This is a genomic window from Pseudomonas sp. SIMBA_068 (genome assembly GCF_046534705.1).
Classification (GTDB): Bacteria; Pseudomonadota; Gammaproteobacteria; order Pseudomonadales; family Pseudomonadaceae; genus Aquipseudomonas; species Aquipseudomonas putida.
Genome location: NZ_JAWRYI010000002.1, coordinates 189,859 through 202,741 on the forward strand (window position 1 = coordinate 189,859; position 12,883 = coordinate 202,741).

At 63.2% G+C, this 12,883-nt stretch carries 12 protein-coding genes; 4 read left to right on the forward strand and 8 right to left on the reverse strand.

Features of this window, described 5'->3' with window-relative positions; all coding sequences use genetic code 11:
- The 7 genes from SB756_RS06900 to SB756_RS06930 all read right to left on the reverse strand — a co-directional run bounded on the left by SB756_RS06900 (position 1) and on the right by SB756_RS06930 (position 8,721).
- A complete protein-coding gene (locus tag SB756_RS06900) occupies positions 1 to 1,410 on the reverse strand; it encodes a circularly permuted type 2 ATP-grasp protein (protein WP_341795884.1) in 1,410 nt (469 codons plus the stop codon).
- 443 nt (positions 1,411 to 1,853) lie between these two features.
- Complete coding sequence (locus SB756_RS06905) at positions 1,854 to 2,225, reverse strand: RidA family protein (protein WP_028613671.1); 372 nt, start codon at positions 2,223 to 2,225, stop codon at positions 1,854 to 1,856.
- Positions 2,226 to 2,253: 28 nt separating this feature from the next.
- Positions 2,254 to 2,949, reverse strand: a complete 696-nt coding sequence (locus SB756_RS06910; protein WP_410910492.1) for a DUF3726 domain-containing protein — start codon at positions 2,947 to 2,949, stop codon at positions 2,254 to 2,256.
- Positions 2,950 to 2,951: 2 nt separating this feature from the next.
- Positions 2,952 to 4,646 (reverse strand): hypothetical protein, encoded by a 1,695-nt coding sequence (locus tag SB756_RS06915; RefSeq protein ID WP_410910493.1) that lies wholly within the window; start codon positions 4,644 to 4,646, stop codon positions 2,952 to 2,954.
- Positions 4,647 to 4,672: 26 nt separating this feature from the next.
- Positions 4,673 to 6,223, reverse strand: coding sequence for a BCCT family transporter (locus SB756_RS06920; protein WP_016500203.1), 1,551 nt, complete (start codon positions 6,221 to 6,223; stop codon positions 4,673 to 4,675).
- Positions 6,224 to 6,278: 55 nt separating this feature from the next.
- Positions 6,279 to 7,265 (reverse strand): dipeptidase, encoded by a 987-nt coding sequence (locus tag SB756_RS06925; protein ID WP_341795881.1) that lies wholly within the window; start codon positions 7,263 to 7,265, stop codon positions 6,279 to 6,281.
- 13 nt (positions 7,266 to 7,278) lie between these two features.
- Entirely contained in the window at positions 7,279 to 8,721 is a 1,443-nt protein-coding gene (locus SB756_RS06930) for an aldehyde dehydrogenase family protein (RefSeq protein ID WP_410910494.1), read from the reverse strand.
- A 95-nt stretch (positions 8,722 to 8,816) separates the two neighbouring features.
- Here SB756_RS06930 and SB756_RS06935 point away from each other — a divergent pair, with 95 nt between their 5' ends.
- From SB756_RS06935 to SB756_RS06950, 4 genes are all read left to right on the forward strand, one after another.
- The gene (locus tag SB756_RS06935; protein WP_410910495.1) at positions 8,817 to 9,704 is read left to right on the forward strand and encodes a LysR substrate-binding domain-containing protein; all 888 of its coding nucleotides are present in this window, start codon (positions 8,817 to 8,819) and stop codon (positions 9,702 to 9,704) included.
- A gap of 236 nt (positions 9,705 to 9,940) precedes the next feature.
- Positions 9,941 to 10,081: a hypothetical protein gene (locus SB756_RS06940; RefSeq protein WP_174369350.1), complete on the forward strand. Its 141-nt coding sequence runs from the start codon at positions 9,941 to 9,943 to the stop codon at positions 10,079 to 10,081.
- Between the two features lie 88 nt (positions 10,082 to 10,169).
- The gene (locus SB756_RS06945; protein ID WP_341795878.1) at positions 10,170 to 10,676 is read left to right on the forward strand and encodes a peroxiredoxin; all 507 of its coding nucleotides are present in this window, start codon (positions 10,170 to 10,172) and stop codon (positions 10,674 to 10,676) included.
- An 82-nt stretch (positions 10,677 to 10,758) separates the two neighbouring features.
- A complete protein-coding gene (locus SB756_RS06950) occupies positions 10,759 to 11,697 on the forward strand; it encodes a LysR family transcriptional regulator (protein ID WP_410910496.1) in 939 nt (312 codons plus the stop codon).
- Here SB756_RS06950 and SB756_RS06955 read toward each other — a convergent pair.
- Complete coding sequence (locus tag SB756_RS06955) at positions 11,674 to 12,804, reverse strand: porin (protein ID WP_410910497.1); 1,131 nt, start codon at positions 12,802 to 12,804, stop codon at positions 11,674 to 11,676. The genes SB756_RS06950 and SB756_RS06955 overlap by 24 nt on opposite strands.
- Between the last annotated feature and the right edge of the window lie 79 nt (positions 12,805 to 12,883).

Below are 12,883 nucleotides of genomic sequence, written 5' to 3' on the forward strand. Positions count from 1 at the left end.
TCAGTCCTCTACCACCCAGGTGTCCTTGGTACCGCCGCCCTGCGACGAGTTGACCACCAGCGAGCCTTCCTGCAAGGCCACGCGGGTCAGGCCGCCAGGCACCAGGCGCGTTTCACTGCCCGATAGCACGAACGGGCGCAAGTCGATGTGGCGCGGCGCGATGCCGCTGTCGACGAAGGTGGGGCAGGTCGACAGGCACAAGGTGGGTTGCGCGATATAGGCGTGCGGGCGGGCTTTGATACGCGCGCGGAAATCCTCGATCTGGGCGCTGGTCGATGCCGGCCCCACCAACATCCCATAGCCGCCGGAGCCCTGGGTTTCCTTGACCACCAGCTCGGGCAGGTGAGCCAGGACATGGGACAGGTCTGCGGGTTTGCGGCACTGCCAGGTTGGCACGTTGTTGAGGATCGGCTCTTCGCTCAGGTAGAAACGGATCATGTCGTCCACATACGGGTAGATCGACTTGTCGTCGGCCACGCCCGTGCCGACGGCGTTGGCCAGCACCACATTGCCGGCGCGGTAAACCGAGATAAGCCCCGGTACGCCCAGCGTCGAGTCAGGGTTGAAGGACAGCGGGTCGAGGTAGTCGTCGTCCAGCCGGCGGTAGATCACGTCCACCTGCTGGGGGCCGGCCGTGGTGCGCATGTAGACATGCTCGTCACGCACGAACAGGTCTGCGCCTTCGACCAGCTCGATGCCCATCTCCCGGGCCAGGAAGGCATGCTCGAAGTAGGCGCTGTTGAAACGGCCCGGGGTGAGTAGTACGGCAGTGGGGTTATCCAGCGGGCTGGCGCTCTTGAGCGTGTCCAGCAGCAGGTTGGGGTAGTGGTCGATGGGCGCGATACGCTGGGCGGCAAACAGTTCGGGGAACAGGCGCATCATCATTTTGCGGTCTTCGAGCATGTAGCTGACGCCGCTGGGTGTACGCAGGTTGTCTTCCAGCACGAAGTAGCTGCCATCGCCGTCACGCACCAGGTCGACACCGGCGATATGGGCATACAGCCCACGGTGCAGGTCCAGGCCCTGCATGGCGATCTGGTAGCCCTCGTTGGCCAGTACCTGCTCAGGCGGGATGATGCCGGCCTTGAGGATGCGCTGGTCGTGGTAGATGTCCTCCAGGAACAGGTTAAGGGCCTGCACCCGCTGGATACAGCCACGCTCGACCGTGCGCCACTCGCTGGCGCGGATGCTGCGCGGGATGATATCGAAGGGGATCAGGCGCTCGGTGTCCTGGCTATCGCCGTACAAAGTGAAGGTGATGCCTGCACGGTGAAACAGCAGGTCGGCCTCGCGCCGGCGCTGTTCCAGCAGCTCCAGCGGGGTGTTGGCCAGCCAGCGGGCGAACTCCTGGTAATGCGGGCGGCAACTGCCGTTCGCTTCGTACATTTCATTGAAAAAAGCCCGGGACATACCCACTCCTTGCCGCCGTCGCCGGCAGCTTTATTGCGATTCATCTGCGTTTTTCAGGGTGCTGCCTTGCTCGGGTAAGGGGATGCTGTGTCTGGCGTAAGCCTCGGTTGCGATTGATTGGCTGTGCGTAGGGCACAAACAGCCTTTGCAATGAAAGTGCCGAACACGCTTGGCAGTGCCGGGAATGCGGGAAATGCGAGGGGCATGGCCGGCCGGCGCTGTCGGGCGGCTTTGGCCGATGCATCAAATAAGTGCGGTTTTAATCAGGGAGAGGGTTTTGAACCGAGATGGGGCCCAGGCCGGTGCCTGGCGGGGAAAAGGGAAGTGTTCCGGGTGCATGTCTTGGGGGTTATGTGGGGCGTATATCGAGCGCCGCGCGGGCGGCGCTCGATCGCACAGGCGCTGAAAACCTCCAGACGAGCGCCTCAAGGCCCTCAATGCCCTCAAAGGCAGGCGTACACCACCAGCTCCACCAGCATTTCTTCGCGTGCCAACCCCGCCACTACGATTGCCGCGCGGTTAGGGTAGGGGGCCTGGAAGTAGTCGGCATACAGGCTGTTGACGGTGGCCAGGTATTGGCGGTCGGTCACGTAGATCAGCACCTGGGTCACGGCATCCAGCGAGCTGCCGGCGGCTTCCAGCGTGTGACGCAGGTTGTCCAGTGTCTGGCGGGCCTGCGCCTCGATGCCGCCAGCAACCACTTGGCCCTGTGCGTCGATGGGGATCTGGGCGGTGTAGAGCGTACCGTTGCCGACTACCGCCCATTCCAGGGGGGCCCTGGAGGCGAACAGCTCTGTCTTGATTGCATGTTTCATACGTTGGTTTCCTGAGTGATGAGCGGCTTCAGTCAGCATCGCTGCCGCCGCCTGCGCCGTGGCGGCGCGAGGCATCGGTGCTTTCGACGAGGATGTGTTCGGCCAGCTGCTTGAGCCGTTGCCAGGTGTGTTCGTTGACTGTAAAGCCCTGATGCAAGGGGCTCTGCGTGTTGGCTGGCGCCGTTGCGGTCTGGCCAGGCCGGCTGAACAGCACCGTGACGCTTTGCTCGGCCGCGTCAATGGTGCCGGGCCGGGCTTCACTGCGCAGTGCCGGGCGCTGAATGCCGGCAGTAAAGTCGGCCAGGTGGCACTGACGGGCGTCCTCCCAGCGAGCTTGCACGTGCAGCCCCAGCACAGCTGCCCGGCTCAGGTAACCCAGCAGCAGCAAGCGGTTGTGGCAGTGGTGGATGCGCAGCTCGGCCTGACCACGGCGCATGGCCTTGGCGGCTGCCAGTTCCACCACCGTTGCGGCGCAGCGCAACACGCTCTGGCCCTTGGCGTCGATCACCAGCAGGGTGTCATCCTCGTGGCTCAGGGCGTATGGCTGGGCGGCTTCGGCTTGCAGGTAGAGCAGGGCCTTTTCCAGCGCACCCACGCCATCCAGCCCTTGCAATTGCAGCCAGCCCACCAGCTCGGCGGCATCCTCGCAGTCGCCGGGGGCGAAGCCCATGCCTTCGAAGGCCTTGCGGCACATCACCTGTATTTCGTTAAGCGATACGCGCATGGTCAAAGTTCCCCTTGCGGCATGACCGCGAAATTCCAGTCGTCTGCGAACGGTTGGCCGATGTCGCTGACCAGTGGTGCGCCCTGGAACAGCGTGATACGCACCCAGCGGCTCGACTTGGGGTCGAACTTGCCCGCGCCGAAAAACGCCAGTTTGCAGCGCAGCAGGTGAATCGGCAGCATGTCCCGTGCCAGCAGGTTGGCGCGGATTTCGCCGTAGGTCGTCTGAGCCATGCCTTGCAGGCGGCGCACCGTGCCCTTGAACGCCGGTTGGGCGATCAGGAAGTGCGCGGTCAGCGCTTGGGGCTCCAGCTGCAGGTGCTTCAGCAATGCGGCGTGGCACTGCTGGATATTACGGGCAATGCCCAGCTGCATTTCTTTTTCGGCCCCCGGTTCCTCGGCGCGCATGCCCAGGCGCGGCTCCTCTTTCTCGGCCGAGCGGTACCAGAAGAAGTGCTCGGCATCCACGGCACTGAAGTCGTACTCCAGCGCCCAGCCGTACTGCTGCTCGATGAGCTGGCGCAGTTGCCCAAGGGGCATCTGCGCGTCCAGCTGCCAGCTTTCGTTGACGCCCATGTGCTCGGCCAGTGGCGTGACCTGCTCGGGGTACAGCTCCAGCAGCAGGCTTGCCAGCAGTTCTTGGCAGCCCACCCCCACCTGTGCCTCAGCCCAGGCCAGCAGGCGCGACCAAAGGCCCGCGCCGATGGCTTGTGCGCCAAGCCAGGTGGTCAGTAAAGCAAGCTCGGCCAAGGTTTGCAGGTTCTGCTCATGCTGGCGCTGGTCTTCGGTCCGGGACTGTTCCAAATGCAGGCGGGCGCGTGCCAGCAGTGCCTGCAGGCGCACCAACCGGTCAGGGTCGGCCGGCTGCGCCAACACCAGGGCCAGGGCGGTTTCCCGGGTGCTGATCCAGCGTTCCACCAGCTGCGGGTGGTTGATCAGGAACGGGGCCATGCCCAACCCGGTCGCGTTGCCGACCCCCAGGTAACGTTGCAGGGGCGGGGCCAGTTGCACTGCCCGCTGCGGGTCGAGCGCCTGGGCCATGTGGTTGATCTGCTCGATGCTGAAGTGGCGCAGCAGGTAGACCGTGAACATCTGCGCGCTGAACGGCTGGTTGAAGTCCGGGTTGTCCTGCAGGCAGCCAAAGTCGGCGATGCCGAACTTGCCATTGCCGTACACTGCCGTGGTGCGATACAGGTAGCCGACCTCGGCCAACTGGCCTGGGTCGGGCTGTTGGCCCTCAGCCAGCGCCGCCAGGAACCGGTCGAAATTGCGCAAGCTACGGTTGGCCCGTGATAGTACCAGCACGCGGGCATCGAAGCGGCCAGCCTCCTGCAGCGGCACGTTACGCTGCAGATCGGCCAGTTGCTCGGCATCGACATCACCCGTCACCAGCACGAAGGTGACGTCCCACTGGTCGGCGATGACCCGGTCGCTGCGCTTTTCCGGCGGCAGGTAGGCCGAGAAGATCACGCAGTGGTAATGGCCATTCGGCGTGTCGATGCGGTAGATCGCGGTGCCGAAGCCTTGGCCGTCCAGGTCGAAGCAGCTGCGCTGGATGTGCCAGTGCTGCTGCATCATCCGCCGCATGCTGCTGCGCACGAAGCTCAGCGGGCTCTGGAAGTGGCTGCCCAGCCGGGCCAGGTCCATGACCTGGCTGGCAGGGCGCATCGCGGGTATTGCAGGCACGGTGTTGGGCATTGTTGTTGTACCTGGATGGATCATGTTCAGACGCCTTGTTCGCGGGCCATGTGCCGGGCGATGCGCACTGCATCCCACAAGGCTGGCAGGATCACCAGCGACACCGGTACCGCGGTAATGACAATAAAGGACTGCAGGGCCGTCACGCCGCCAGCGCCGATGGTGATCAGCACCACCGCTGCCAGGCCCATGCCGATGGCCCAGAAACCGCACAGCCATTTTTTCGGTTTATCGTTGCTGGACATCGCCAGCGCCACGGTGAAGGCCATGGCATCGCCATTGGTGGCCACCGAGATGAAGCTCAGGAAAAGGAACAGCGCGCTGATCAGGCCACCCAGTGGCAGGTTCTGCGTCACCCCCAGCAGCAGGTCCTCGGGCTGGGTGCCGTGGGCGGTGACGATGCCTGGCGTTTGCAGCTCCAGGCCGATACCGGTGCCACCCACCACGGTGAACCAGAACATGGTCACCAGCGGCGCGATGATCGACAGTGTCATGATGATCTCGCGAATGGTTCGGCCCCGCGAGATCCGCGCGACGTACAGTGCCACCATCGGCGCGTAGCCAATAAACCAGCCCCAGTAGAACACCGTCCACCAGTCCAGCCACTTGGGGTCGGCGCGGAACATCGCCATCGGAATGAAGTGCTCCACATGCAGGGCAAAGGCCGCCGGGAAGCCGCCGAGGATGAACAGCGTCGGCCCGAACACCACCATGAACAGCGCCAGGCCGATCATCAGCCAGACGTTGATCTCGCTGACAAAACGGATGCCTTTGAGGCCCACCAGGCACGAGACGGTGTACATGGCCGTGACCAGGACGATGGTCAGCGACTGGGTGACGATATCGTTGGGCAAGCCCCACACCGCATGCATGGCGCTGCTGATCTGCAGGCCGAGGAAGCCGATCGGGCCGATGGTGCCGGCGACCACGGCGATGATCGAGGTGGCGTCGGCCAGGGTGCCGATCGGGCCTTTGAGCGCCCGCTCGCCGAACAGCGGGTAAAGCAGGGTACGCGGCGCCAGCGGCAGGCCTTTGTCGTAGTGCAGGTGCATCAACACGATGGCCAGCAGGCTGCCCAGCACAGCCCAGGCGAGAAAGCCCCAGTGCACGAACGATTGCGCCAGTGCCGCGGTGGCCGCCGCTTCGCTGTGCGGCTGCAGGCCGGCGAATAGGGGCGGCGGGCTGGCAAAGTGCATCATCGGTTCGGCAGCGGCCCAGAAGGCGCCGCCACCTGCCAGCAGGGCGCACATGATCACCGCGATCCAGTTGAAGGTGCTGATGTCCGGGCGCTGGGTGACGCCGCCCAGGCGGACGCGCCCGCATCTGGAAAAGCCGATGAACAGGCTGACGGCGAAGGTTGCCAGCATCAGCACTTGCCAGTAGAGGCCAAAGAACCTGGTCGACCAGGCGAACAGGGTATTGACCAGCGCCGACACGCTGTCGATGTCGATCAGTGCCGCCAGGAGGAAGGCGCCGAGGAACCCACCGCTAATCACGAACAGCGGCCAGTCGATGTCGCGTGCCATTGGCAGGCCCATGGCCTGGCCTTCAGCCTGCAGGGTGGTTGGGTTTTTCATGAAGCCTCCGGAACCTGCGATTGTTGTTATTGTGGATGCTGTCCGTGCAAGGGGCTCAGGCCTGTGCCGTGGTGGCAGTCTCCAGCAGGCGCAACCAGTTCAGGCCCATGATGTTGGCCACATCCTGTTCGGCAAAGCCACGGGCGCGCAGGCCCTGGGCGATGTTGCCGAAGTCCCGGCTGTCGCGGAACCACTGCAAGGGCGCTGGCCAGTTGGCGTTGTCCTTGGAGCCTTCGCCGTAGTCCTTGTCCTTGCTCCAGCGGCCATTGCGCATCCATTCCAGCACGGCCAGCGGTTGCGCCTGGCACAGGTCGGTGCCGATGCCGATATGCTCCACGCCCATCAGGTCGGCGGTGCGCGCGACCATGTCGCAGAAGCTTTCCAGGCTGCAGCCCGAGGCACCCTTGAGGTGAAAAGGGTAGGTGCTGAAGCCCAGCAGCCCGCCTGATGCTGCGATCCCGCGCAGCACCACATCGGACTTGTTGCGTTTGGCGGCGTGGAAGCTGGCCGGGTTGGCGTGGGAGATGATCACCGGTCGGCTCGACAGCTCGATGGCCTCCAGGGTGCTGCGTTCTGCGCTGTGGGACATGTCGATGAGCATGCCGACGCGGTTCATTTCGGCGATCACCTGGCGGCCAAAGCGGCTGATGCCGTTGTCTTCGCGCTCATAGCAGCCGCTGGCCAGCAGGCTTTGGTTGTTGTAGGTCAGCTGCATGACGAACACCCCGAGCTGGCGGAAGACTTCCACCAGGGCGATGTCGTCCTCGATCGGCGAGCAGTTCTGGAAGCCGAAGAAAATCCCCACCCGGCCTTCCTCGTGCGCCAGACGGATGTCGCTGGCCGTGCGCACCGGGCGGATCAGCTCGGGCCAGGTCTCGAAGCGGCGGTTCCATTCGCCCAGGCGCGACAGGGTTTCGCGGGCGTTCTCGTGGTAGGCGATGGTGGCGTGCACCGCGCTCAGGCCACCGGCCTGCATCTGCTGGAATATTTCCGGGCTCCAGTTGGAGTACTGCAGGCCGTCGATCATCAAGAGGTCGTGCATGGCGTGTACTCCTTCAGGGCCGCAGGTAGGTGGTCTTGACCACGGTGTAGAAGTCACGGGCGTACTGGCCCTGTTCCCGTGGGCCGAAACTTGAGGCTTTGCGGCCACCGAACGGCACGTGGTAGTCGGTGCCGGCGGTGGGCAGGTTGACCATTACGCAGCCGGTCTGGGCGCGGCGCTTGAAGTGGCTGGCGTGGCGCAGCGACTGGGTGATGATGCCGGCAGTGAGGCCGTATTCGGTGTCGTTGAGCGTGGCCAGTGCCTCTTCGAAGTCGCGTACGCGGATCACGCAGGCGATGGGGCCGAACACTTCCTCCCGGTTGATGCGCATGTCGTTGCGGCTGTCGATGAACAGCGCCGGGCGCATGTAGTAGCCGTCGCTCTCCAGTTGCAGGCGTTCGCCACCTTCGATAAGGGTGGCGCCTTCGGCCTGGGCCAACTGCAGGTAGGCGAGGTTCTGTTCCAGCTGGCGCGCGTCGGCCACCGGGCCGATCTGCACGCCGGCCTCCAGGGCATGGCCGACCTTGAGCTGGCGCATGCGCAGGCGCAGGGCCTCGACGAAGCGGTCGTGGATGGCGTCGCAGACAATCAGCCGTGACGAGGCCGTGCACTTCTGCCCGGTGCCGAAGAAGGCACCGTTGAGCGCGCATTCCACGGCCAGTTCAAGGTCGGCGTCATCCATGACCACCAAGGCATTCTTGCTGCCCATTTCCAGCTGGCAGCGCACCAGGTTACCTGCGGTGGCGACCGCCACGCGCCGGCCAGTCTGCAGCGAACCGGTGAACGTCAGGGCATCGATGTCGGCGGACTGCACCAGGGCTTCGCCGACGTCGGCGCCGCTGCCCATCACCAGGTTGAAGGTGCCGTTGGGTAAGCCCTGGCGGCTGATGATCTCGGTGAGTGCCCAGGCACTGGCCGGCACCAGGTTGGCCGGCTTGAACACCACGGCGTTGCCGAAGGCCAGGGCCGGGGCGATTTTCCAGGCGGCGGTGGCCATGGGGAAGTTCCATGGGGTGATGATGCCCACCACACCCACCGGTTCGCGATGCACTTCGATGTCGACCCCGGCGCGCACCGAGGCGGCGGTCTCGCCCATCTGGCGCAGTACTTCGGCGGCGTAGTAATGGAAGAACTGGCCGCTGCGGTTGACCTCGCCGATGCCTTCGGCCAGGGGCTTGCCTTCTTCTCGCGAGAGCAGTTCGCCGAGCTCTTCCTTGCGGGCAATCAGTTCGTCGCCAATGGCCATCAGAATTTGCTGACGGGCTTCCAGGCCGCTGGCGGCCCACTGCGGTTGCGCGGCGCGGGCGGCCTGGATGGCCTGGCGGGCCTGTTCGGCGCTGGCCTGATGGTACTGGCCGATCAGGTCGCCGGTGTCCGAGGGGCTGTAGTTGCCCAGGGTGGTGTGGCCTTCGCACCACTGGCCATCAATGTAGTTGTTGTAGGTCTTGTGTGACATGGATGAACGCCTCTGTTTGCATGACATTCATCATGCGAGCAATATGCAGCAAATAAAAATTAATAAAAAAAATGCTTTGATAAGGAATGCTAACCATGTTGCCCGAGCTGAAGATCGCCCAATTGCGCTACTTCGTACTGGTCGCCGAACTCAAGAGCTTCCATGCCGCCGCCCGCCAGGCCTTTCGCACCCAGCCGGCGATATCCCTGGCCGTGCGTGAACTGGAGCAGAAGCTGGGCCAGGCATTGGTCGAGAAAAGCGGGGGACGGGTAGAGCTGACGCCCTTCGGCGAGCATTGCCTGCCGTTGTTTCGCGGTTTGATCGAGCACCATGACCGTATCGCCCGTGAAGCCACGCTGCTTGCCCGGCATGAAATTGGCCAGGTCAGCATCGCCACGGTACCTTCGGTGGCCAGCCGCATGCTGCCAGGGCCGCTGGCCCGGTTCGTGGCCGCACACCCGAACGTGCAGGTCAGCATCCAGGATGGCACCGCCGAACGTGTGCAGCAGTTGCTGGCCCAAGAGCAGGTGGATTTCGGCATCAGCAGCCTGTGGACGGATGATGAGCAGGTTGAATTCGCCCCGATCGTGAACGATCAGGTGGGCGTGGTGTGCCGTAGCGACCACCCGTTGGCGCAGGCGGGTGATCCGCTGCACTGGGCGCAGTTGCAGGGCGTGCCGATGATCCGCAATGGTACCTCGCAACTGCTGGCAGGCACCGAGGCCGAGGGTTTGCTATCGCACAGCCGGCTTTTCATCTCCAACATGATTTCGTTGATCGCCATGCTGGAGGAGGGGGTGGGGATCAGCACCCTGCCGTACCTCGCTTTTCCGCAGGAAAACGACAAGCTGGCGTTCGTACCGCTTGTAGAGCCCATGGTAGAGCGGCATATCGGCATGCTCACCCGCAAGGGGCGCAGCTTGTCACCCGCGGCGGGGGCGTTGATGGCATTTTTGCAGGTGCAGTTGGCACAAACCGGCTGAGCCGTTGGCGCATGGTCCCTTGATTTTTGGTCTGAACAGGGAGGGAATTAAAAGTTGGCATGGAAATCTCATGTACAGCGCCTGGCATAGGATCTTCGTAACCTTGCGCTCACCTCCATGGACAAAAACAAAAGGGGGCTTACATGAGTTGTCTGATTTGCGCGGGACAGGCGCAATCCGTCGAATGCACCCAGGGATGGGAAGAGCGGCATTGTTCCCAGTGTGGATGTTACCGAATGTCACAAGCACTCATCCTGGTGATGATGGAAGAGGGGCAGATTTTCGATACTGCACGCATGCGGGAATGGCTGACGGCTCGGCGTGCGTTGGTGCCTGTTCCTTCCATCGACCATACCCAGGCGATATTGGCGAGTTGAAGCGCCGCTGCGGCGGGTATGGTGTACCTGGCTTGGTGGACTGCGGCATCATGGCGTGCCCAGCCATCCATGCATCCAGGAGACAACAATGATCAAGACTGGCGATCAATTGCCCGACGTTACACTGTACGCGTACAACAACGACGAAGGCGCCTGCGCAATCGGCCCGAATGCTTTTTCCATTCGCGCGCGCTGCGAGCAGAAAACAGTAGTGATTTTCGGTTTGCCTGGCGCGTTCACGCCTACCTGCTCCGAACGCCACGTCCCGGGGTATGTCGCTGAGGCACCCGCGTTGTTTGCCGCTGGGGTTGATGAAATTCTCTGCGTTTCGGTGAACGATGCCTTTGTCATGAATGCCTGGGGCAACAGCCTGCAGGTGGGCGAAGCGGTGAGGATGATCGGCGATGGTAACGGCGAATTCAGCGACGCACTGGGCCTGATCCAGGACCTGTCGGCGCGTGGATTGGGGTGCCGTTCGCTGCGTTACGCCATGGTGGTCGACAACCTGGTTGTCAAACACATTGCTGTCGAAGCGCCTGGCAAGTTCGAGGTCAGTGATGCGGCGAGCGTGCTGGCCACGTTGCGTCACGTTTAGCCGCCAGGCCCTTCAGTCAGGGCCTGTCAGGGTCGCCAAAGCCTATTTCAAACCGACCCGATAACAACAAGGGAAAAGACGGTTGAAACTGCATCAACTCAAGGCGCTGGTCGCCATCCACAACGCAGGCAGCATCCTTGAAGCTTCCAAGCTCATGCACATTACCCAGCCTGCGCTGAGCCGTTCGATCAAGGAACTGGAGCGGGAAGTCGGCTTCAGCCTGTTGCAGCGGTCGCACAAAGGCATGGCCCTTACCGAGGAAGGCAAGCGCGTCATCCGCCACGCCAACCTCGTGGTGGAGAGCATCCGTCGCCTGCAGATCGAAGCCGCGAGCATTCAGGATGCCGCGCTGGGCGCGGTGTCGATCGGGGTGACATCGCTGACGGCGATGCTCGATGGTGTCGATGAGAGCATCTTGGCCTTCCGGCGCAAGTACCCGCGGGTGAAGATCACCATCACCGACTTGCGCCCCAGCCAGATCCTGCAACGCCTGCGCGACGGCAGCCTGGACTTTGCCATTACCTCGCAGCAACCGCTGAGCCGGCTGAGCCTGGACTGGGAGGCGCTGGGCAGTATCAAGGGCAGGGTGATTTGCCACGCGTCCAACGCACAAAAGTTTTCCAAGTCACTGCGCACCTTGCAGTATGGCCACTGGATCAGCCTGGATGAGCTGTCGGACCAGGCTTCGCAGTTTCACCAGCTGTTCGAGGTCAATGGCCTCCAGGTCCCGCAGAACACCGTTGAATGCACCTCGGTGATGATGGCGCTCAAACTGCTGAAAAACACCGAATCGTTGATGACTATCAGTGAGCTGGCGGTGGACCAGGGGTTCACTTTGGGCGCGCATGGCGAGTACGTGGCCATGGCGGTGCAGGAGCTGATCCCGGACTACCCTATCAACCTGGTCTGTATCGACCGCCACAGCCTCACAGCGCCTGCCCAGGAGCTGTTTCACAGCTTGCGCGGGCAGGTGCTCAGGCAAACACGCCCCGTGGCCTCAGAAGTGGTAGTACATGCCTAGCGAGACATTGCTGGGGTTGTCGCCAACCTGGTCCACCGGGGTGCCGGCGTAGGTGACGGACGACGCACGCTGGTTGGCGATCAGGCCGAGCCGTCCATAAATGGCCCAGCGCGGAGTGATGAAATGGTCATAGCCGATCATCACCCCTGCTGCGTCCTTGTCTCGGGCGGTGACCTGGCGCTGCATCACGGCCAGGCGTAGCACGTCCAGCTCGCCGACCGGCGCCATCACCCCAAAGGTGTACAGCGTGGTACTGGGCGTGCCGGCCTGGTCAACGTCCTGGCGTTGCCAGGTCAGGCTGGTGGCCAGCGGGCCGAAATCGTAGAACGCCGCCAGGCTCTTGTAGTAGTTGGCGGTCTGGCGTGAGACGCCGGCGTCGTCCCATGGGTCGCTGTAGTACAGGTTGTAGGAGGCCAGGAGCATTACCCGGTTGTTGCGGTATTGCAGCTTGGCACCGCCACCACGCACGGTGCGCCCCTGGCTGGCGGCATCGTCGAAGCCGAAGCTTAGCGCGGTGCCGATGCTGAAGCCGTTCAGGTTGGGGCTGGTGTAGGCCAGGGTGTGCTTGGCGCGCAGGTCCAGGTAATAGGCGCCCTTGCCGGCAGCAGGCAGGGCCAGGTAGGTGTAGGGCGAGCCGTAGGTGGCCAGAAACGGGTCGGCGTAGGTGGGCGTGCCCATGCTGTAGGTCTTGCCAAACTCAAGCTTGCCCAGGGTTCGCGAGCGCAGGGCGACCGTTGCCAGGCGCAGGGTACCGATGGTGTCCCAGGTCCCCTCCAGGGCTTTGCCATTCACGTTGAAGCCTTCCTCGACGTCGAGTTCCAGCACGGTGTCGGGGTTCAGCCCCTTGCGGGCATACAGCCCGACCTTGTTGGTCCATGCACCGCCGCCGGCCAGGCGAAAGCCCGAGTGGTGCTGCGAGTCGTGATAGCTGGCGAATGCATCCACGGTGCCGTAGACCTTGAGCTTGTCATCAAAACCGTAATCCACCCCGTAATAACCAAAACCTGGCGCAATCCGGCTGAGCGTCGGAAAGCCCTCGGCCTGTGCCTGCACGGCAAGGCATGCCCCTTGGATCATCAACAGCAACGACGTAGTGCGAGTGTTCATTCACGACTCCAGGCCAGCACAGTGATGTGGTGGCTGTAGCGTCGGTGAACAGCAGGTAGCAGCGTGATTGCTTATTCGG

Excerpts from the sequence above, each read along its gene's own strand:
- SB756_RS06900 (WP_341795884.1), bottom strand. The coding sequence starts at position 1,410 with ATGTCCCGGGCTTTTTTCAATGAAATGTACGAAGCGAACGGCAGTTGC.
- SB756_RS06905 (WP_028613671.1), bottom strand. The coding sequence starts at position 2,225 with ATGAAACATGCAATCAAGACAGAGCTGTTCGCCTCCAGGGCCCCCCTG.
- SB756_RS06910 (WP_410910492.1), bottom strand. The coding sequence starts at position 2,949 with ATGCGCGTATCGCTTAACGAAATACAGGTGATGTGCCGCAAGGCCTTC.
- SB756_RS06915 (WP_410910493.1), bottom strand. The coding sequence starts at position 4,646 with ATGCCCAACACCGTGCCTGCAATACCCGCGATGCGCCCTGCCAGCCAG.
- SB756_RS06920 (WP_016500203.1), bottom strand. The coding sequence starts at position 6,223 with ATGAAAAACCCAACCACCCTGCAGGCTGAAGGCCAGGCCATGGGCCTG.
- SB756_RS06925 (WP_341795881.1), bottom strand. The coding sequence starts at position 7,265 with ATGCACGACCTCTTGATGATCGACGGCCTGCAGTACTCCAACTGGAGC.
- SB756_RS06930 (WP_410910494.1), bottom strand. The coding sequence starts at position 8,721 with ATGTCACACAAGACCTACAACAACTACATTGATGGCCAGTGGTGCGAA.
- SB756_RS06935 (WP_410910495.1), top strand. The coding sequence starts at position 8,817 with ATGTTGCCCGAGCTGAAGATCGCCCAATTGCGCTACTTCGTACTGGTC.
- SB756_RS06940 (WP_174369350.1), top strand. The coding sequence starts at position 9,941 with ATGTCACAAGCACTCATCCTGGTGATGATGGAAGAGGGGCAGATTTTC.
- SB756_RS06945 (WP_341795878.1), top strand. The coding sequence starts at position 10,170 with ATGATCAAGACTGGCGATCAATTGCCCGACGTTACACTGTACGCGTAC.
- SB756_RS06955 (WP_410910497.1), bottom strand. The coding sequence starts at position 12,804 with ATGAACACTCGCACTACGTCGTTGCTGTTGATGATCCAAGGGGCATGC.